Here is a 21,641-nt window from a genome sequence, read left to right on the forward strand (position 1 = left end):
ATCACCATGAATCTGCCTTATCATACAATAGATGTCTAAAAAGGGCAACTAAATTTTTTCTTAACACTATAATAAACACACCAGCGCGGCTGCAAGCCTCTAACGCCCCCTTAGCCTGCGGACAATGTTCACCCAAAGCTCTATTTGTATTTTTGCATAATTTTTCAGGTTTCTTGCCTGAAACGGTACTTTTTTCCCCTCCCTGGCCATAGTGATTCCCTCTGCCAGACCTTTGGCATAAAGTGTTCCGTATCCTTTTTTCAGGAAAAACAAGTATTTCACCAAAAATCCCGCCGCTAAAAAGGGCAGATTTAAAAGAATCTGCGCCATCGGCATATTTTTGTAAATCATATAGACATTATTCCGTGAAGAATGGCGCACTTTAAATTCGTTGTATCTGGAGCCTGTGGTGCCGCTTCCGGCATGATAAACCACTGCCTCTGGCAAATAGCGGTTTTTATACCCGTAAATGCGCGCCCGGTAGCCCACATCAATATCTTCCAGATACGCAAAATGCTTTTCATCAAAATACCCGATTTCTTCAAACACAGCTTTTCTGTAGATAGAAGCGCCTCCACAGGGTGCAAAAATCTCCCGCTCTTTCTGGCAGGCTCCGACAGGCTTATCTTTCCCCAGGGCATACGCCCATCCTAATGCACAATAGTAGTCCCCCGCGTCGTCAATCTTGTCCGGCTCATGCATATTCCGAAGCTGGGCGGAGCATGAAAAACACTTCTTGTACTTATGGATTCCCGATGCCATTTCTTTTACGAAATCTTTGTCAGCTTTCACATCATTGTTCAACAGAATCACATAGGGAGTTTCTGCCGTCTGAATGCCTCGGTTTACTGCCCTGCAGAACCCGCCGTTATCCGGCAGGCTGATGATGCGCACATTCGGGAAATGTGTTTTCACATACTCTACACTGCCATCTGACGAGCCGTCATCTACCAGAATCGTATCAAATTCCGTAAAGCTCTGGGCTTCGAGTGATTCCAGGCAGTCTCCTAAAAATTTTTTTCCGTTGTAGTTTGGTATCACCACTGATACTTTTTTCATTCTTTCCTCTTTCTGGCGCATTTGGTGTGTTATCCCGGCAAGCTGGGAACTTTCCCATGTTATAACGAATAATCGCAGGTTTTCAGAGACAGATTCTTATTGTAATAGGGGTCGCCTTCCTCCAGAAAATCTGCCCAGCGGGTGCAGAGATACTGTTTTTCCCGCTCAAACCTCTGCTTTTTCTCTTCCGTATCCTCGTAGCCCCTCGTCTTTGATTCGAAATGGTACATCTCTACATAAGGGTCATAAACTACAAGCCATCCCTCCGCCCTCACCCGCATACAAAAGTCCACATCATTAAAGGCCACTGCCAGCTTCTCATCCAATCCCTTCACTTTTTCAAAAACCTCCCTCTTTACCATAAGGCAGGCCGCTGTTACCGCACTCATATCCTGCTGGAGCACAGCCCGGTGCATATATCCGGTCATTGCCCGTTTCATCCCCACAAACATGCTTCCCGCACATCCTCCGATTCCCATGACAATCCCTGCATGCTGAATGGTGTCGTCCGGAAAATACAGGCGCGCGCCAACGATGCCAGCCTCCGGTCTCTGGCAGTGCCCCAAAAATTCTTCTATCCAGTCCGGCGTAATAACTGTAACATCATTATTCATCAGTACAAAATAGTCGCCCTTTGCATGGGCGGCACCGAAATTATTGATTGCAGAATAATTGAACTCCCGTTTCCAGTACACCACGCGTACTCTGTTTTTTCCGTCGATGCTCTGGTAAAACGCAAAGGTTTCTTTCTGTGTACTATTATTTTCTACAATAATCACTTCATAATTCCGATAAGTTGAAATATTTTTAATAGAATCCAGACAGCGCTTTAAAGTATCCGCCTCATCCTTGTTCGGAATGATGATGGAAACCAATGGCTCACCGGAAACTTCATATTTTACCCGGTAAAATCCCCGATAGTTCAGCATAGATACCTGCGCCGGAGTCTCACTGCGCTGCAGGTGCGCCTCCACCGCCCTTTTCCCTGCCTCTAGCGCATAATCCTTTCCAAAAGGATTGTCCGCCGTAGAAGCCGCATGAATCCGCCAGTGGTAAAGCACTTTCGGAATATGCACAATCTCCTCTGCCTCTTCTGCGCACCGGAAAATAAAATCATAATCCTGCGCGCCGTCATAAGCCGCATCCTGTCCGCCCACTTTCGCAAGAAGCTTCCGGCTTACCACCAGGAGATGGCAGATATAATTATTCGCCCTCAGCAGATCCACGCTGAAGTCCGGCTTGAAATGAGGCTGAAAATACTCGCTTAAATCTGCGCTTACCTTATCTTCATCACTGTAAATCATGTCGGGGCGCCCTTTTCTCTCAATTGCCTCCGCCACTTCGTAAAGCGCATTCTCCGTCAGCAAATCATCATGATCAAAAAGCGCCGTATAATCCCCTTCCGCCAGGGCAAGCGCCGCATTTGTATTTCCGGCAATCCCCTCGTTCTTCTCCATCTTCCGGTAACGGATAGGCAGTCCTTTCTCCTGGTATTCCCGAATAATACGCTCCGGTTCCCCATCGTCTCCACTCCCATCGGCAATGCACAGTTCCCAATTTCCATAAGTCTGGGCAGCCACCGATTCTATCATTTGGCGCAAAAAAGTTTCCGGCGTGCGGTAAACCGGAACGGCTACGCTGATAAGCGGTTCCCATTCCCACTTTCGGGCTTTCTGCCTCTCCCGCTGCTCCTCCGTTAACTCTTTGGAACGGAACCATTTATCATAGTCCACCTCCGCGTCTGCAAACCGCTCAGACAAGCGCACGATAAAATCTCTGACGCCATACCGTTTCAGATACAGGAAAGCTTTTTTCACATTATATAAAGTCAGGCGTTTCGCCATGTTTTTCAGATTCATGCTTTTCCTCCAGAACTCCCAGACATAATCAAACTATCTATTTAGGCTTCAAAAAACGCCGTCACTCTCTCTATGATTCTCTCCCTATCCTCTTGCTTTAAACGATAGTACATCGGCAGCCGCAGGATTCTCTCGCTCTCCTTTGTGGTATAGCGGTCCTCGCCATGAAAATATCCAAACTTCCGTCCCGCCGGAGCCGAATGCAGAGGAACATAATGGAACACCGCCTGGACTTCCTGTTCTTTCAGATAGGAAATCAGGCGCGTTCTGGTCTCTAAATCCTTGACTTTTATATAGTACATATGAGCGTTATGCTCCGCATAATCCGGAATAAATGGCTGCTCAATATATCCCTTATCCGCCAGCGGACGCAGCCCTTCCTGATAATGTCCAAAGCTCGCCAGCCTGTCCTCGCGGATGATGTCTGCTTCCTCAAGCTGCGCCCACAGATATGCTGCATTCATATCGCTTGGAAGATAGGACGAACCATAGTCTACCCAGCGGTATTTATCAATCTGTCCCCGGAAAAACTGGCTCCGGTTGGTTCCCTTCTCTCTCAGGATTTCCGCTGCATCTTTCACGCCGTCGTCCGGAAAAGCCAGCGCGCCGCCCTCTCCCATAGAATAGTTCTTCGTTTCGTGGAAACTGTAGCATCCAAAATCACCGATACTTCCCAGCGCCCGGCCTTTATAGTATGCGCCTGCTCCCTGTGCCGCATCCTCTACCACTTTTACTCCATGCCGCCCGGCAATTTCCATAATTTCATCCATCGCACATCCTACGCCCGCATAATGTACCGGGACAATCACCTTCGTCTTCTCTGTAATGGCATCTTCAATCAGCCGCTCGTCCAGATTCATCGTTTCCGGCCGGATGTCTACAAATACCAGCCGTGCTCCCCGCTGTACAAATGCATCTGCCGTAGACACAAACGTATAAGACGGAAGGATAACTTCATCCCCTGGCTGCACGCCGCTGAGCACCGCCGCCATTTCCAGCGCATGTGTGCAGGACGTCGTCAACAGTACGTGCCGGAGTCCATACGCTTCAGACATCCAATCCGAACATTTTTTCGTAAACAGGCCGTCACCGCTGATTTTCCCGCTCTCAACCGCCTGGCGTATATATTCCAGTTCCTTTCCCGCAAAGGGAGGTACATTAAAGTTAATCATCCGTTTTTCCATCCTTTTTCTATATGTCTTTATAAATCTCTGGGACACCGATATGCGGCTCCAGCGTCTTATCCCTCAGTGAAAAATCCGGGCGCATCCGTGTCAGGTTCGGACTGTAAAAAGGATCTCCCTTTTCCAGAAAACTGCTCCATTTATCAAGAAAGCGCCTGATTTCCCCGTGGAATCTTTCAACCTTCTCCGTGGTATCTTCATTCCCCCTGGATTTCGACTCATAGTGGTAAAACTGTGCATAAGGCGTATATACCACCCATTTTCCCATCTCCCGAACCCTAAGGCACAAATCCACATCATTAAAGGTAACCTCCAGGCTCTCATCAAATCCGCCCAGTTCCTCGAAATCCTGCCGTTTCATCATCATGCAGGCCGCTGTCACCGCACTCATATCCTGTGTACAGATTATTCTCCTGCAATACCCGGTCGCGCTCCTGCGCTCTCCCGAAAACGCATGTCCGGCAATCCCGCCCAGACCGATAACTACACCCGCATGCTGAACCGTGCCGTCCCCATAGTACAGCCGCGCTCCCACGGCTCCCGTATTTTCCCGGCTGCAGAGCTCCAGCATCTCCCCGATGCTCTCCTCACTGATCATCTCCGTATCGTTATTTAAAAAGAGAAAATATTCTCCCAATGCGTGAGATGCGCCAAAATTATTGATTGCCGAATAGTTAAAGCTTCCCTGATACGTCACCACCTTCACCCGCTCATCTGCACGCATCAGTTCCTCGTAAAGCGCAAACGTCTCCTGCCGTTCACTGTTATTTTCTATAATAAGAATCTCATAATTCCGATACAGGGACTTTTGATGCAGGGAAGAAATACACCGTTCCAAATCCTCCCTATGATCTTTGTTTGGAATCAATATCGATACTAACGGTTCATCTTTCACAAAATAACGCGTCCGGTACAGTCCAAGATACTCTCCCCGGCTCACCTCTCCGCGTATTCCCAGCCTGTCCAGATGCGCCTGCAGAGCACGCCGCCCCGCTTCAAAAGCGTAAAGCTTGCTCTCCTGATTCACAGCCGTAGAGTCCCCATGACACCGCCAATGGTACAAAACCTTCGGAATATGAGCGATTTTCTCCGTAGATTCCGCACACCGCAGGATAAAATCATAATCCTGAGCGCCATCATACGAGCCGTCCAAAAATCCCACCTGGCAGGCAAATTCCCGCCGTACCACAAGCAAATGGCAGATGTAGTTCATGCTTCTGAGCAAATCCGGATTAAAATCCGTCTTAAACTGTGGGTCAAACCGTTTTTTCCCGTCCATGGAAATCTTATCTTCGTCAGAATACAGCACGTCATAGACGCCATCCTCATAGATTCTATGCGCACACTCATACAGCGCATCCGGAGCCAGGATATCATCATGGTCGGCAAAAACCAGATAATCCCCCCTTGCCATCCATATAGCTGCATTCGTATTTTCCGAAATCCCCAGCGGCTTCTCTGCACGGACAACACGGATTCTCCCATCCATACGGCAGTATTCCTCCAGAATCCCGGTCAGCGGCGAATCTTCCCCGCTTCCGTCAGACAGGCACAGCTCCCACGCACCGTAACTTTGGCTCCTGACAGACTCAATCAGTTCCCCGAGATACGCCGCCTTCGTGCGGAACAAAGGAACTACTATGCTAAACACAGGCATATACGGAAACTGCTCATCCCCCTGCCGTGCAAGCTCCCGCTCATCCGGAGTATTCTGCGCTATCCATTTCGAATAAGAAATAGCTCCCGGGCGGATACCTGTCAGCTTCTCCATCACCCGCCACGCCACGCCCTTCGCACCGTGTTCTTTATAATAATTTGTGACTTTATCTATAAACTTCATGAAAATATATTCTCTTTTCTACGTATCGTCACTGTTCGCTCCGTTCACAGCAACTTCTATTTATCTGCTGTCCTTATCATAGTCAAATTCAAATTGCATGTCAAGTGACAACATGCTATACTCTCCATAAATACAAACTATTCAGTATCAAATTGCGGTTTGTCACAAGGAGGTCAAGATGAAAAAACTCAGCGCACCCACCAAAGCCCTTTTCTTTCTGTGGCTTCTGATTCTGCTCAGCTGTCTGGTAATTTTCCGGCGGTTTATCTTTGGCGATGAGCTTGCCGTATTTAAAGATGTAGGTTCAGATACGCTGCAGCAGTATCTGATGCATTACAATTCGATTATCAATTCCCTGCGGGACGGCAATCTTTCTCTATGGGATTTTACGAATGGTTTCGGCACCAGCATGTATGCCCTGAACCTGTTCCATCCCCTTCTGTTCCTGCTCTATCTGGCAGGTACAGTGACAGGCCCCGCCCATCTGCCCATGCTGATGGTTTATTTCGAGATTCTGCAGATTTTCCTTGCCGCTACGGTGATGTTCTTTTTCTTAGGCGAATTTAAATTCTCCGCAAGAACACGCGTGATTGGAGCATACCTCTATGGTTTTAACGGATATCTTCTGGTCTGGGGACAGCATTACCAGTTTGGCCTGTTTGTTATCCTGCTGCCGCTTCTGCTCTTGCTGGCTGAGCGGGCTGTCAGGCGGAAACAATTCAGCTTTTTGCTGGCGCTCGCCGTAAGTATTTCTGTTTTAAGCAGTGTGTACATGGCATATATGACGCTGCTTGCCCTGGGCCTGTATCTCCTGTTCCGCATTTTTTCTATGGAAGAAAGTTTTAAGGTGCGCATAAAACTTTTCCTTATGAATTGTGGTTCTATTCTGCTGGGGCTTTTGATGATGATGGCAGTTTTCCTGCCTTCCATGCTTTACCTGACAAATATTTCTTCACGGATGGACGCCAGCCTGTCTCTGATTGAACGATTTTTAGGCAACATGAAACCTTTTGGGGACGCCTTTTATTCCACGGCTTTCTACCGCCTGTTTTCTTCAAATTTGTGTGGGATTTCTGACAATTATGTGGGCGATGTGAATTACTACGAAGCGCCTGTGCTGTTTATCGGCATCTTGTTTGTCATCTTGTTTTTCCAGTACTTGTTTACAATCCACAGGCAGGATGCTTCCAAGAAACAGAAAGCCGCCCAGTACCTTGCAGTAGCTCTCTCCTGCTTTTTTATTTTTATCCAGGCAGGAAGCATGGTATTTAACGCCTTTGTCCGCGCCTTTTCCAGGCACACGTTTGTATTTATGCCTTTTGCCGCGCTGCTCATGGCCTTTTCTCTCGAACAGATTTTTTCAAAAAGGAAAATTAACTTCCCGGGGCTTGCCGTCTCGGCGGCGCTTTTTGCCGTTCTTTTTCTGACAGCTCCGGAAGCAGTGCAGGCATCTCCCCTCTTCATCTGTCTCCTGGGATTCCTGATGATTGCCGTACTGCTCCTTGGCTGGCAGAAACGCTTTGCACTTCCGTCTTTCCTTGCTCCTGCGCTGCTGCTTATGCTGGTTATTGTCAATATGATTTACGACAGCTACCATGCTTACAATAATCGGAATACTCTGCAAAAAAGCGACACCGAATATTTTGAACAGCTCTATGGGGCGGATATGACCGAAGCGCTTGACTATCTTCGTGAAAATGACGAGACCTTCTACCGCGTAGAAAAAGATTATGATGCCGGAAGTTACTGTATGGACGCGCTGGCTCAGAACTATTTCGGCGTGAGCACTTACAATTCCGCACCAAACAGGTATGTGGCACGGTTTATCAAGAAACTGTGGCCGGGTCTGGAACGCTTATCCCCGTCCATGTTCAGTTACCGCCAGACCGTCTACGATGCAGAGCTTGCTTCCCTGGTAAATATCAAGTACCTGCTCTCTAAAAACCCTGCCCTGGATGTGGATGGATTTTCCCTGAAAAAGCAATTTGGAAACCTGTATGTATACCAAAACCAGAATACCGGTTCTATCGGAAAATTTTACACGAAGATTATTTCCGAAGATAAAATTCCGCGGAATACATCTTCTATTGATATGGATTCTTTTCTTACAGACTATCTGATTGTAGAGCATTCCGGCTGCGGTGATGCTGCCGTCCTGAAAGATTATGAACTGAAAAAAGTGAAATATACGATTAAGGGACAGCATTTTGCCGGCACGGAAGAACTGACAATTCCCATTGACAGGGAAAAACTGGAAAGTTATGAACGTATTTACGCAGACTTTACCATCACCTTCGATTCTCCCGCTGTGGCCGCCGTGACTTTAAACAATTCCTGCTGCCGCTATATCTCCGCTACGGAGGACAAGAAAAAAGTGCATGTAAGGCTCCGTATTCCAAACCGAACCTGCAGAACAATCCGCATTTCCTCCACTGCCGGAGCTATCAATGGAAAAATCAGCAAAATACATTTCTACGGCGCTCCTTCCATCTGGACAGAGCATACACGAGCAGAAGTACAGTTTCCTGCGCCTGCGAAAGATACGCTGGTGGAAGGTAATGTAAACAACTCTGTAGATGGGACGCTGATGGTAAGCATCCCTTATGAGGACGGATGGAACGCTTATATAGATGGAAAAACCGCAAAAATCCATCGGGCTGATTACGGATTCATGGCTCTCGGCCTGACTGCCGGAAACCATGAAATCCGTCTGGAATACCAGGCGCCCGGCCTGCAGACGGGTATCCTGCTGAGCCTGCTCGGCTGGAGCATCTTCCTTATACTCTCAGCCCTCTCTCCCCATGGTTTCTGCCAGGTAAAGCGCCGCGCCTTCCAAAAGAAGCAGCAGCATGCAGATTCCCAAAATTAACAGTCCCGGCGTCCGCTGGTTCAGCATCTGATTGACGGAGTAAAACATATTCAGTGAAATGTAATCCGCCAAACGGATTCCCAGTATATGAAGTCCCAGAGGCAGCGCCAACGCCGCCATCATCAAAGACACTGCCTGGGCTGTATTTTTGCGGTTGACGGATACAGCCAGGATAAGTGCGGCAGTCACGGCTGCCGCAAGGAACCGCAGCCCATACACTGTCAACAGATATGCCCACAGCGGCCCGTCCAGGAAACCGTTTGCCAGAAGCGGGATTGCAGCCGCATTTTCCAGGATTCCGGCATATCCATACACCTCTCCAATATAAATGAGCTTTGGAACATACACGATAAGGCACACCACAATGCACGCCAGCAGCCCGATTATCCCTTTTACCCACAAAGTTCTTCTCCTTCCATAGTACTGCGTCCCTACCAGTTTCATCATTCCCTGCGAATATTCTCCCGCACAGTACGGGACCAGCAATAGAATCAGCGCTGCCACCATCATCCCCGCCTGCTGCATATCCTCTTGCTCCCCTGAACTTCCATATCCAAACAGCTCCAGATAACCTCCCTCATACACCATAGGCGTACCATGCCGTTCTGCAAACTCTGCTCTGCTAAGAACTCTCTGGAACGCTGCTTTTGGCTCAAGCTTTCTGGAAACAAGCTGCATCACCGCATTCAGCTCCGCTTCTGATATCTTTTTCTTTTCATATTCTTTCTGCTTCTTTTCCAGAAGCTTCTCACTTTCTTTGAAATTCTTCTGTTCCTCCCACAAAAACCGCACCTTCTCCTGGTCGAGCCGCCCCGCCATACGCTCCATATACTGCTTATAATAGTATTCGTCTCCATACACCCGTGTACTTTTCTGGACATACATCCATCCCTGAAGAACCACCAGCAGGCACAGGATTACCCATCCATGACCGGAAATCAGAAACTTATATAGCTCATGAGAAAATAAACTTACATTTGGACGCCTCTGCTTTCCTTCCCTGCGTTTCCACCCCCGTTTAATATCTGCTGCAAAATGCTTTCCGGTAAATACCCTCCAGTTCAGGAACCATAGAACTCCTCCCATACAAATAATGCTGCCCCAAAACAACCAGATAATTGGGACAGGATATCCAAAAAAATTCAGATTGAAATAAAACCGGTAAGCAGACACGACTTCCACCAAAAACTGCAGGTTCATATAGTGTAGAATATGAATCCCCGAATACGCCCCCGCCGCATAGCACGTCATGGAAATCCCCGCTGCAAGAAATATGCCTATGTAAATCTTCATGGTATTCCTGGCTTTTATCCCCAGCAGCAATACAAGAAAGCCAAGCACCGTATATACTGCTATTTTAGAAAGAAAAAACAGCGCCAGATACTGTCCGATACTCATATTCAGACATGAACCGTCATATCCATAAACTGCCTGAAGCGGCGCAGATAAATTGAGCGCTCCATACCGCCACACAGCTATCACCAGGTTCACTCCCCAGAACAGCAGCGTAAGCAATATTCCACTAAACGCCCCTGCCAGAAGCTTCGCGCGAATCAGCGCCCCACGTCCGTCTGCTGTTGCGCGCAGAATCTGAAACAACCCGTGTTCCTTCTCATAAACAACCATGGAAACCATCAGATAAAAGAGCACGCCCAGTACCAGAACATCCGTCACCGCAGATTCTGTAGCATTTAAAAACGTATCACTGTTCACAAACGAAAGCTGTCTGCCAATCAGCGGCGCAAATGCCCGTGCCGCCGCCTGCAGATTCCGCCTGGTATATTCTGACGTATCCTGAAAAATAGAAATTTCCTGTTGTCCTGCCCGTTCCTGGATGTTCCTCAAGTATTCCGGATATCCCTTAATCTGCAAAATGCGTCTCTTCATCTCCTGTATCAAAAAATATTCCGAATCCATATTTTCTGAAAACAGCAGGCCCCGGTTCCATCCGCCCGTCTCCAACGCTTTCTCGTACCTGTCCGGAAATTCCCACAACTTTCCCCTCGGCAGCACACTCATATATGCATTTGCCTTTTTCAGCGCATCTGTTTCTATCATCTCATAAGGAACCTTTGTCGAAAGCAGGCAGACATTCAACAGCAAAGCCGCGAATATGACTCCCATACCAGGCAGGCGCAGCAGTGTTTTCTGTATTTCCCTGAAAAAACCTCTCATGCCATCGCCCCCTTTCCATTTGCAAAATAGTAAAGATACACATCCTCTAAATCTGCCCGGACAGCGCTGCTATAGACTCCCACCAAAGGCGTCTCCGACAAAAACCTTACAATAAGCCTTCCATCCCGCTTCACAAGATTCCGTATCAGGAGCTGATTCTCCAGGCGTTCCAGCTCCCCCTGGCTCATCTCTGCTTCAAACACTTTTCCCTCCAACATATCGCACAGCGCTTCCGGTGTATTCACCGCCGCGATTTTCCCCGCTTTTAGCATAACCGCTTCCTTTGCGATTTGTTCTATGTCAGAAACCACATGAGTCGCAAAAATTACAATCTTATCCATTGCAATTTCCGAGATAATATTTCGGATGCGGATACGCTCTTTCGGGTCAAGCCCCGCCGTCGGCTCGTCAAGAATCAAAATTTCAGGGTCATTCATGATTGCCTGAGCCATCAGAACGCGCTGCTTCATCCCCCCGGAAAATGCCCCTAATCTCTGATTCCGATTGTCTGCCAAATGCACCATCTCCAGCGCCCACTCGATTTCTTTTGCTGCTTTTGCCCGGCTCATGCCTTTTAAAGACGCCATGTAAGATAGAAATCGATATGCTGTAAAATTTTCATAAAGCCCCTGCTGCTGAGGCATAAACCCAAGGATCCTGCGGAATTCCCTCCCCAGCGCTTCCGTCGTTTTCCCATCGTAACAGATTTTTCCGTAGTCCTGCCGGATATTCCCGGCAATCAGGTTCATCAAGGTACTTTTCCCGGCCCCATTTGGTCCCAGAAGCGCATACACTCCCGGTGTTAGGCTCAGGCTCACCTGATTTAAAGCCATATGCTTTCCATAGCTCTTTGTCAGATTCTGAATTTCCAAAATCATATGACCGCCTCCCTTGTTTTTCTTCCCGCAAACTGCACATATGCATCTGTACACATATCTTTCCGGCGTTAATTTCCCACTGAAATAAATCCGCCTTCTCCCTCTGCCAGACTCTCAAGGGCAAGAAATCCTGTGACGTATTTCTGGCTCTTTTCATCATACAGGGCTGCATACAGATAGTCTCCCGCCTGGCAGTAAGGATACAGGTTATCCAGCTTCATTGCAGAAGCAGCGATTTCCTTTCCCTGCCCAAAATCATACACAAAGCCGCCCATTTCCCCTGTCTTTTCATAAAGCGCGCAGCTTTCCATCATATGAAGATTTTTTGCATGGGCAATAAGCTCTTCCTCTCCTGTATCCAGGTCAATCTTTTTCAAGTCAGATGTGTTTTGTTCTTCGGCAGTTTTCCCCCCGGACGCCATACACCCATAGAATTTTCCGTCCGTTATGGCTGTCCCTGTACCAGGTAACAGGGACTTTCCCTGTAAAATCTTTGCCATGCTCTTTGTTTCCAGGGAATACGCATAGTACTCCTGATGAAGTTTTGCTTCTTCAAAATTCGTTCCGTCAAATTCCTTCTCAAAATAGTTGAAATCCAGGTACAGCATATCTCCCTCTGCCCCCATAATTCCAATATCACTGTTAAATCCCTCTTTCTCCACTAACACTTCTGCTAAGCCCTCCGCCAAATCGACCCGATAAAGCTTATTCCTGCACTTGGCGCTGTTTTGCCAGCCTCCCCCTTCCATTTCCATCATTTCACTTTGTCCAACTGACACATACAGAATTTTGTCTTTTACCGCAAAATCTGTCACCATACCGCCGTCCAGCGTCTGAATCTCCCTTTGTCCTGTACGGTCCAAATCAGATTCTACAATCCGCAGCTTCGTTCCTGCCCCATCCTCCCAAAAACCTTCTTCCAGAAGATACAGCTTTCCTCCCGTCACAAATCCTCTTGACGTCCATACATATGCATCGCACCGTTCCTCCTGCGGCATGGACTCCGACCAGCTATCATGCCTGCAATTTGGCTTATTGCATACAAGCGACTCTTTTTTCGCCTGATAATCAAAATATTTTAAAAATCCTTCATTATCTGAATAGTAAAATCCATCTCCGGTATCCACAGCCATACAAAGCGTCTGATAAACACGGAACTCCCCGTCCGTTTTTCCGGACACATCAACTACCGAATCCTGCGCACATCCTGCAAGCAGGAACATAAATATCCCATACACGAAAACCATTCCTTTTTTCATCCTTTTGCCCTCCATATATTCCATCACATCAACTGTTTCCAGCTCTCCATGCCTCCAGCTGGCGGTTCGCCTCCGCTGTCACTTCATCAATCCCTGCCTGCTTCAGTTCTTCGGTAATCGAAGCAATTACCTGTTCCACATCATCTATTTCCAGATCCATAATCTTTCTTGCCGTTTCTGTCCCATCCACGCCATCAAATACCAGATTTGTTGCCACAATCTGTTCCAGCACCGGCGCCGGATCAAAGCGGAATCCATCAGGTATTTCTTTCCCGTAAGATTTATGGAAAGCTTCTGTATATTTCAGCTTATCTGCTGCCATCACTGTCGTAGAATGCGTAATCATCTGATTCGTATACTCGTATCCAAAGTAAGACTGCATGATATTTACCTGTGGTTTCATCTGCACGATATCTCCATCTAATGTATAATCCTTCCCTTCTTTTCCATACTGAATGCTGTTTGCTATATCCGCATCCGTCATCAGGCGCACCAGAAAATCCTCTGCTTTTTCCCTGTTTTCTGTCCAGGATGCAATACATAGTTTATAATCTCCCCAGTAAGGCTGCAAAAGCGGTCTCGTCTCATCAGGAACTACCAGTACAGATGCCCCCTTCTCCTCCTGATATCCTACAGACACATCCATAGTCGTCTCATAAGGTTCTTTTGCATAATTCATCCCGCTATTTTGTACAAATTTCATTTTCTGCCTATTATTTTCCGGCTTCCCAAGCACTTCTACAAGACCTTTCTTGTTCCAATCCACCAGCCTTTCCAGATATTCCTTAAATTCATCTGTCTCTGTAACATTTACAAAAGTCCCTTCCCTGTTAAGCGCTACATTTTCTGTCGGTTCCAAAATCCACAGACCCAGCTCTTGCCTGACATCCCCCGAATGGATTCCATAAGGCGCCTCCCCTGATAAATCACGGATTTTCATAAGCAGGCTCTCTTTATCAAACACGCTTCCTTTCAGTTCCTCTGCCGTGACATCATATTTTTTCATCTGCTCCTTTGAATACAGCGCCGCCCCGGTGACAGGAAGAACGGTAGATACGCCATACGTTGTCCCGTCAATCTTTGCTCTCTCCAAATCCTTTGAAGGAATCACTTCTCGCAGCTCCCCGCCTTTTTCTCCCTTTAGCAGCTCATCTAAAGGCATCAGCAATCCCTTTCCGGCACATGCAGGATAAACCAGGTGGTATCCCTTCAATTCCGGATAGTACAGCATAGCCGGCGTCAGACTGATTAAATCCGTCTGAGCTCCCGATTTTTTCAGATTTTCCAGCTCATCTGCCGTCTGCACGGCTTCCTCAGCCCCCTCGCTCTCTCCTCCAAATGCTTCTATCCTTACAGAGTAGCCCGCGCCCTTATCCCGCAGCACAGCGTTCACTTCATTTTGCCACCCGGCGCACACTTCACCTGCTTCCTCCTCCGAAAAGCCGCCGGCACACGCAATCCTCCACACCAGAGTATCTCCGTCCTGTTCTGCTGTTTTTCCCTTCCCGGATTCCCGGACAATCTCTGACATATCCTCCGCCCCTCCCCGGGGTATACTCTGACACGCCGAAAGCAACACTGCTGCTGAAATCATTGCCGCCAAAAATTTCTTCCTTTTCATCCCAACCTCTCCTTCCTCTATGCCTCTCTGAATCGTTATGTATTCCTTGCTGATATCATATAAATCATGTTTTAAATGTGTCTTAGAGGATTCTTTATTTTTTCTTAAATTTCTCACACTTAATCAGCCTTTCCTTAGAAAACAACTTAACGGTTCCTTATTTCACAAAAATAGCCGCAAAAAAGACAGATAAAAGCTTTCACTCTTATCTGCCCTATGATACGCTTTTCTATCTTTTTATGATTTTTTTCAGAGTCTCTTTAAACGGAATATCCGCGTCTGAAATCTTCCGTGCGATTTTGTAGGAGGTCGTTCCTTTCAGCATCTCCATAGATGCCGTAAGCCGTTTATTTTCCTCCCTCAGCATATTCAGAGAGGCCACATTGCCTTTCCCTCTTACATGAGGATTCGCCAGCGCCAGTCCCTGGAAAATAAAGTCAAAATCTATTCCTTCATCTGTATGAACGACAGGATGCCGCTCCAAAATTCCCCTGTAAAATTCTTCATATTCCCGGCACATTTCACCGATATGTTTTATTCGAAGTTTTTTGACGTTCTTCCGCTTCTCCTCCAGTTCCTCCGGGTGCTTCCGGATGTGATGCAGAAGTTTAAGAAGTTCTTCTGGTTTCGTATTTACGTCTACCGTCCATCCCGCTCCTGTCTCCCGGATACGCTCCCCCACCGCGCCGATATCTGCACCTACCACCGGAATGCCGCACAGCCACGCCTCAGACACAGTATAGCAAAAGGTTTCTGCCCAGGTAGGCATAATACAGATAACGTCAATTTTACTGCTTTTCAAAAGCTCAAAGATATCATCTTTTTCATATACATTGCTGAAATATGTGTACGGTCTTTCTTCAAGCCGATTTAGGCAGTCATCACCAATAGCTCCCATGATAAACCAGTTAATCTCTGCGGTCTCCTTCTGGAGAAGCTCATACACCAGGCGGCTGCCTTTTGCCGGAACCATACCGCCGATAAACGCCACGTTCATTCTGCCAGGCTCACCCTGCTCCGCCCGATAGTTTCCGCCGTACACCTTTCCGTCTGTAAAATAGCACCCCCGATGCTCCAGAACCAGCCGCAGCTTACACTTTCCTTCCGCCATATCCGGGATGGAAAATACCGTGTGGATGCCGCACCAGAGTACGCCCGGCTGCCCGGTACTGTTTACCACGTCCGGCCTTGCTTTTTTCTGTAATGGCACGGTAAACACACGCCCTGACGCATCTGCTACTTCCAGATAAAGCTTCACTTCCTTATTGTCTGCACTGTCAAAATACGCCCAACCCGTTACATAGTTAAAGCCCCGTTTCGTACCCGGCACCTGGTCGAGATGAGTTTTCACACGCTTCGATTTCTCGATCTCTCCATGCAGTACCAGAGTGCTTTTCTCATTTTTAATGAAATCCGAACCGTGGGAAATCACAAGGGACTTCCCCATCAAAGACGGGAAAATCGCTGTAACCACACTTTTCGCACTTTCTGACGGAAAAATAATCCTCTCACACAGGTTCAGCGCCCTTTCATTCTCCCTCTGCCACTTTTCCATATACGAAATCTGCGCCGCAAAACCGCAGGTCTGGTGCAGGCAGCCCGTACAGTTCTTCTCATCCTGGTTCGGACAAAATTTTCCTTCCCCATTCAGCAGTTTCACCGTAGGACACGCATAGTAATAGTCATGGAGTGTAGCAATTACCGGAATGCCAAGCCCTGCCGCCGTCTCATAAATATCTAACGATAAGTCCTGCGTATGATGCACATGCACCAAATCAATAGAAAACGCCCGAAGCACTTCCCCAAACACTTTCGCCAGCGTCTCATCATAAAAAACCGGGAACTTCTCCGGCTCACCGATATGGAATTTCAGAGAAATCTCCTCTGTTTCCGTGTATGCCGTCACCCGCAGGCAGTCCAAATCCCTGGCAGCTACAAAAACATTGTACTCCTTCCGCAGCGCCGTCATCAAATCCCTCACATGGAGCTGCGTCCCCCCGATATTATTAAATGCATCCGTCTGAAAGTCCAGATGCAGAAGATAAAGAATATTTTTATGTCCATTAAACAGCTTCCGGTACATTTCGATATTGTCGCGAATCTCCTGATCAGGATTCTCCATACAATAAAGATGGTTTTTCCTCATCTGCATCGGATAGCGCTTCTCTAAAATCTGATTATGCGCGTCACACAGCGCCTGCTTCTCCGCCGTATCAAAAGAAGCCGTGCCCTTGTGATAGATAAAGGTATCATCGCACATCACATGGCGGTAACCCATCTGCTCACAGCGGTTGCAGAAATCATTTTCCTCCCCGTAGCCCCGTCCGAACGTTTCCGCATCAAACAGCCCCACTTCCTCAATCACCTGCCGCTTGATATACATACAGAAGCCCACTGCCACCGTAATCCTCGGATAACGGTGCAGGCTGCACCGCTCAATCAGCGCCGCATACTCATCAACCGTCACATTTTCCGGCACCGGGTTGTCCCGGCAGAACACAGGCACGGAACAGAGCGTCGCACTATTCGAGAGCGGCGTTACGGTAGCGTTCCGCCTGGACAGGTAGGCGCATGCCTGAATCTTCTCCACCCAGCCTTTCGTAACGATGGTATCCGCATTCAGCAGAATCACATCCCTGTCGGAATACAGCATTCCCTTATTTACATTTGCAGAAAACCCCTGGTTCTTCTCGTTATGCAGCACTATCACATGTTCCCCCGCCTGTGCGTCCAGCCAGGGACGGATGCGCTCGTCCGGACTGCAGTCGTTAATCAGGAGAACTCTGTGCTTTCCCAAATCCGTATGTCTGCGAATGCTGTCCATACATAGCTGTATATCCTCATAGCCATTGTACACCGGGATCACGATGTCAATGGCGCCTTTGTTCTTGTTCATGTGCACCTCCCTGCTATCACAATCACCTCTCCTGTCATTATATTGCCCATTATACCGTTTCTCTGGCATAATATCAAGAATTATCCCCCCATTTCCGTCGCAAGCGTGGCATTTGTCTAGTATAAAAGTCTTCGGTTCTTCGCCTCCGCCACTGCGGCGGCCTTGTTGTTCACCTTTAATTTTTTATATGTTTCCTGATTGTAATACTTTACTCCCGCTTTGGACAATCCAAGCTGCTCCGCAATTTTTTCTACGGACAAACCCTCTGCCTGCAGCCGCAGGATTTTTAACGCCTTATCTGTCAGGAGCACATTTCCCTCCTGCTTTTCTTTTAAGTATGCCGGATAAAATTCTGCCATCTGTGTACATTCCTTTAGAACCTGCTTTTTAAATGCCTGATCCCGCCATATAACCGTATCTGCTTTCAAAAGTTTCAGGAGCGCCGCGCCCTCCCTTGTAAGAATCCGTACAAAATGATAATCCTCCGCCTTTGCCACTGCTTCCTGCAAAATCTCCCGCCATCCGTTCATTCCCATGCGGTATCGAGTGATAGCCGACAGTATCATGACTTCTATCTCTACATAAGTTCTACGCATTTTTTCTGCATAATAGCGCATCTTTTCCAACAACAGAAGCGCTTTTTCTTTCCACCCGACCGCCAGATATATCCGTATTTTTGTCAAATAACGGTAACGATCCATCACGTTGAACTCTGCGTTCTCATCCGGCGCTTCTTTCAGCCATTGGCATATTTCTCCAATTCTTCCCATATATAAGTCCATCCTTACTGACATAGCGCTGATATTCGGCAGAAGTTTTGGCGCTTCCTTCTCTGCCACTTTCCGGAAACTTTCCAGCATATCCCATGCGTCCCCCATATGATTGTTTAAAATGGATAGCTGTGTCAAAATTCCCACGGCCACAAAGACCTGCTCTGTCTTCCCGCCGCTCTCCGCCTGCATCCTTCCTTTTCCTGCCAAAGACGCCACTTCGTAATCATCCCCGCCTTTTTCAAAGAAACTCTCTGCAAGGGCAAGAGCTACCAGACCCTTCCCATACTTCCCAAGTACAAATGGTACAATCTTTCCCATTGTTTTTGCCAGCTCTTTATCTTTCCTACTCCATTCACAAAAATCTTTTCCTCCGTTCATCATTGAAGGCAGATTGCTGGTAACGGAAAATTCCGGCAAAACCGTTTTTCTCTCTGTTAAAAATATTCCCGCATGTTTAAAAATATCTGTTAAGTGAATAATTCCCCTGTGCGGCAAACCGATATCCAGATATAAAATTTTGGCTTCTATCGCTCTTTTTATTCCCCCTGACTTTTCTTTCGCATAATTAAGGAGTTCCTGATACCAGCGTTCGCTTTCCTCTTCATTTAAAAGAATGGACTGCAGCATACTCATACCCGCCATCAGCTCCACGCTCGTTTTTATCTTTTCCTCCGGAAGCGTAAGATAATAATGCCTTAGTTCAAAATAATTTCCGGACGCCGGATTCCTTCTCATATTTTCAATCAGTATCCGCGAAATCCCCTCTTCGTTATGGCACGTTTCATACATCTTAAGCGCTTCCATGATATTCCCTTCCATCTCGTAGCTGTTTCCCGCGCTGTAATACAGCTCTCCAATATAATCCTGTGAATATTTTGCAAAAAGCCTCCTGCGCATAGAATATTTCATAGGAATTCTCATCTCATATACGCTCTGTTCGTTTTCACTTTCTTCTATCAGGAAATTTCCCATCTCCAGCGCCTGCACAAGCAGTCTTCCCGCGTTCTTTTTCTTTGTAATCTGCTGCGCCGTCCGCAGATCAAATTGTTCTACAATAGATATTGACTCCAAAAACTCCTGCAGTTCCACGTTCCACTGGTCATACACATGTACCTCAAAATAATCCCAGATATCTTTTCTGGATTCTTCAATTTCGTGAAGCTCTGCTTCTTCCTTGTCTTCTGTTCTTTCAAACTTTGGAATGCCCTTAAGCCTCATGGCTGCAATCTGGAGATAAAGGGGATGCCCATGCCCCAGCTCCCGAATCCTTTTACTGGCAGCTTCCGTTGGGTACACTTCCCATTTTTCTAAATAAATTTCCTGCTCCTTCTCTGTCAAAAATAACTGTTCTTCCCCTATCGTCACGAAAAAATGACGGATATGGACAGACTTTAGCCATTTCGGTATCGAAGCCCTTGATATCAATATCAGCCAGACATCTTTTCTGACGCTCAGCTCCTCTATTAACTGCCCGTAGAGACTTCGTTCCTCCCATGTTTCCAGCAGATGTAAATCATCTATCACAAGAGTTGTCTGTAACTCTGTCTTTTCCGATACCATCGCGGCAATTTCCTCGATTCCGGTATCAGATACGGAAACATACTGATATCTTTTCCTGCCCAGGAAATCCACCGCAAAAGAAGTCTTTCCCGTTCCCGTCACGCCATAGATATATACGGTCTGCCCGATATTTTTTGCAGCTTTCATCTGCTCCCATGAAGCCTGCGGACGTACATAATGTTCATCTATAGATAACTGCTTTCTTTTATTCTTCGACATAAAACTCTCCTTTTTTCACAAAACCTGGCGTTTTAATCATTCTATTTCGCAATATTGTACCCGACAATAGCAAAAAACAAACCAGCCAAGCGGCCAGGAGTTTTCATTTAAAACACAGAAAGCTGCCGCTTCACGGCTTTTCAACCGTTAAAGCAGCAGTTCTTTTATCCATTATATCTTATCCTGTTGGATATCCTTATCTGCGTTTCACACGTTTCGACGCCGTGCTCATTGGACTTGGATTCGATTTGGTAACTACGGCTATCCTATAATAGTATTTTTTGCCTTTCTTTGCTTTCTTATCCACATAACTTAATTTCTTCTTTCCAAGGGTTTTCACTCTCACATAACCGGAATTTTTCTTTGTTGAACGGTACAGCACGTATTTTTTTGCACTTTTTCCTTTCTTCCATGTGATTTTTATTCCTTTGGATGTGGACAAAACCTTCTTTATCTTCGTTCCTTTGGCAAGCCTGATTGCCTTTACTGCCCCGGCTGCGCTTTTCACACTGCCATCTTTTGTTACCGCTACCGCATAATATTTCGCGCTCTGTACAGGTTTTTCATCCTGGATTTGGGTTTTCCCTGACAATGTCGTTTTAACCAATGTGGTTTTCTTTCCCGATATACGGTAAATCTCGTATCGCTCCGCGCCCGCAACAGGCTTTACCGTTACCTGTACAGATATGCCTTTTCTTCCGGCAATAGCTTTTAGCTTTAAAATTTCCGGAGCTGTCATCTGATTCTCTGTTACGCCCGTATTTCCTTCATTCCCCTTTAATCCCGGTGATTTCAACGTCGCCTTCACAACATCGCTGGCGAAATGCGTATCCGTTTCTTTCATCCGTATATATGCCGTATATGCCGTATTCGGCTGGCAGTCGCTTTTTGTATTCCCATCTGTCCATGTCTCCCCGTCAAAACTGTATTCCGCTCCCTCTGTCCTCTCTATCGTTGCCGTGAATGTCTGTTTATCTTCATTTTCTGTAAATGTCAGGTTACATGCCGCGGGAGCTGCCTGTTCGGCTTTCCCAATCATAAAATACTTTGTTACGGCTTCGCCCATAAGTTTCCCTCCCTCTTTCGGCGTAACCGTAATGTCTGCCCTGCCGGGATTCGTGTTGTTCGCATAGCTATATGTAAAATCTACGTCTTTTTCAAATGTGGTCTTCCTCTCGCCAATCATTACGGAAACTTCCGGTTCCGGCACGATAGGCTCTGCACAATAAACAGCGTTTCCCACGTCTGCCACCATATCTTCTGTCAAGAGAAATGCCATCTGCATCCCTTCTCCCAAAGTCCCGGTTCCGATAAGCAGACCGTTTACCGTAAAGGCTCCCTCGCCTTCTATGCTGCCGTTATTCGTAAGCGTGCCGCCGTTGTCTATTGTCAGGGATGCGTCAGGCATAATTGTTACGACAGCCCCCTCCCCTATCGTTACGCTGCCGG

The 21,641-nt window shown here is 47.1% G+C and carries 11 protein-coding genes and 1 pseudogene; 1 reads left to right on the forward strand and 11 read right to left on the reverse strand.

Annotated elements, in window-relative coordinates:
• Window positions 1-99: 99 nt before the first annotated feature.
• The 4 genes from NFR99_RS10370 to NFR99_RS10385 are packed head-to-tail and all read right to left on the reverse strand — an operon-like array spanning window position 100 to window position 5,942.
• The gene (locus tag NFR99_RS10370) at window positions 100-1,059 is read right to left on the reverse strand and encodes a glycosyltransferase family 2 protein (protein WP_135976430.1); all 960 of its coding nucleotides are present in this window, start codon (window positions 1,057-1,059) and stop codon (window positions 100-102) included.
• Between the two features lie 59 nt (window positions 1,060-1,118).
• A complete protein-coding gene (locus NFR99_RS10375; RefSeq protein WP_251353567.1) occupies window positions 1,119-2,918 on the reverse strand; it encodes a glycosyltransferase family 2 protein in 1,800 nt (599 codons plus the stop codon).
• Between the two features lie 41 nt (window positions 2,919-2,959).
• The gene (gene rffA / locus NFR99_RS10380) at window positions 2,960-4,090 is read right to left on the reverse strand and encodes a dTDP-4-amino-4,6-dideoxygalactose transaminase (RefSeq protein WP_135976428.1); all 1,131 of its coding nucleotides are present in this window, start codon (window positions 4,088-4,090) and stop codon (window positions 2,960-2,962) included.
• 19 nt (window positions 4,091-4,109) lie between these two features.
• Window positions 4,110-5,942, reverse strand: a complete 1,833-nt coding sequence (locus tag NFR99_RS10385; RefSeq protein ID WP_251353568.1) for a glycosyltransferase family 2 protein — start codon at window positions 5,940-5,942, stop codon at window positions 4,110-4,112.
• Window positions 5,943-6,120: 178 nt separating this feature from the next.
• Here NFR99_RS10385 and NFR99_RS10390 point away from each other — a divergent pair, with 178 nt between their 5' ends.
• The gene (locus NFR99_RS10390) at window positions 6,121-8,811 is read left to right on the forward strand and encodes a YfhO family protein (protein ID WP_251353569.1); all 2,691 of its coding nucleotides are present in this window, start codon (window positions 6,121-6,123) and stop codon (window positions 8,809-8,811) included.
• Here NFR99_RS10390 and NFR99_RS10395 read toward each other — a convergent pair.
• The 7 genes and pseudogenes from NFR99_RS10395 to NFR99_RS10425 form a co-directional block, all read right to left on the reverse strand.
• Window positions 8,728-10,986 (reverse strand): hypothetical protein, encoded by a 2,259-nt coding sequence (locus tag NFR99_RS10395; protein ID WP_251353570.1) that lies wholly within the window; start codon window positions 10,984-10,986, stop codon window positions 8,728-8,730. The genes NFR99_RS10390 and NFR99_RS10395 overlap by 84 nt on opposite strands.
• Window positions 10,983-11,864, reverse strand: a complete 882-nt coding sequence (locus tag NFR99_RS10400) for an ABC transporter ATP-binding protein (RefSeq protein ID WP_120485470.1) — start codon at window positions 11,862-11,864, stop codon at window positions 10,983-10,985. The genes NFR99_RS10395 and NFR99_RS10400 overlap by 4 nt, the downstream gene beginning before the upstream one ends.
• 68 nt (window positions 11,865-11,932) lie before the next feature.
• On the reverse strand, window positions 11,933-13,123 hold the full coding sequence (locus NFR99_RS10405; protein WP_251353571.1) for a hypothetical protein: 1,191 nt from the start codon (window positions 13,121-13,123) through the stop codon (window positions 11,933-11,935).
• Between the two features lie 28 nt (window positions 13,124-13,151).
• Window positions 13,152-14,744: an ABC transporter substrate-binding protein gene (locus NFR99_RS10410; RefSeq protein WP_251353572.1), complete on the reverse strand. Its 1,593-nt coding sequence runs from the start codon at window positions 14,742-14,744 to the stop codon at window positions 13,152-13,154.
• Window positions 14,745-14,973: 229 nt separating this feature from the next.
• Window positions 14,974-17,640, reverse strand: a complete 2,667-nt coding sequence (locus tag NFR99_RS10415; protein WP_251353573.1) for a glycosyltransferase — start codon at window positions 17,638-17,640, stop codon at window positions 14,974-14,976.
• Window positions 17,641-17,756: 116 nt separating this feature from the next.
• Window positions 17,757-20,192 carry a LuxR C-terminal-related transcriptional regulator gene (locus tag NFR99_RS10420; protein ID WP_120485478.1) on the reverse strand — a complete coding sequence of 812 codons (2,436 nt, stop codon included), beginning with the start codon at window positions 20,190-20,192 and terminating at the stop codon, window positions 17,757-17,759.
• 196 nt (window positions 20,193-20,388) lie between these two features.
• Window positions 20,389-21,641 (reverse strand): annotated as a pseudogene (locus tag NFR99_RS10425) (hypothetical protein); the annotation flags it as partial.

Source organism: Hominisplanchenecus murintestinalis (assembly GCF_943193015.1).
GTDB lineage: Bacteria > Bacillota > Clostridia > Lachnospirales > Lachnospiraceae > Hominisplanchenecus_A > Hominisplanchenecus_A murintestinalis.

Excerpts from the sequence above, each read along its gene's own strand:
- NFR99_RS10390 (WP_251353569.1), top strand. The coding sequence starts at position 6,121 with ATGAAAAAACTCAGCGCACCCACCAAAGCCCTTTTCTTTCTGTGGCTT.
- NFR99_RS10395 (WP_251353570.1), bottom strand. The coding sequence starts at position 10,986 with ATGAGAGGTTTTTTCAGGGAAATACAGAAAACACTGCTGCGCCTGCCT.
- rffA (WP_135976428.1), bottom strand. The coding sequence starts at position 4,090 with ATGATTAACTTTAATGTACCTCCCTTTGCGGGAAAGGAACTGGAATAT.
- NFR99_RS10405 (WP_251353571.1), bottom strand. The coding sequence starts at position 13,123 with ATGAAAAAAGGAATGGTTTTCGTGTATGGGATATTTATGTTCCTGCTT.
- NFR99_RS10370 (WP_135976430.1), bottom strand. The coding sequence starts at position 1,059 with ATGAAAAAAGTATCAGTGGTGATACCAAACTACAACGGAAAAAAATTT.
- NFR99_RS10375 (WP_251353567.1), bottom strand. The coding sequence starts at position 2,918 with ATGAATCTGAAAAACATGGCGAAACGCCTGACTTTATATAATGTGAAA.
- NFR99_RS10420 (WP_120485478.1), bottom strand. The coding sequence starts at position 20,192 with ATGTCGAAGAATAAAAGAAAGCAGTTATCTATAGATGAACATTATGTA.
- NFR99_RS10415 (WP_251353573.1), bottom strand. The coding sequence starts at position 17,640 with ATGAACAAGAACAAAGGCGCCATTGACATCGTGATCCCGGTGTACAAT.
- NFR99_RS10400 (WP_120485470.1), bottom strand. The coding sequence starts at position 11,864 with ATGATTTTGGAAATTCAGAATCTGACAAAGAGCTATGGAAAGCATATG.
- NFR99_RS10410 (WP_251353572.1), bottom strand. The coding sequence starts at position 14,744 with ATGAAAAGGAAGAAATTTTTGGCGGCAATGATTTCAGCAGCAGTGTTG.
- NFR99_RS10385 (WP_251353568.1), bottom strand. The coding sequence starts at position 5,942 with ATGAAGTTTATAGATAAAGTCACAAATTATTATAAAGAACACGGTGCG.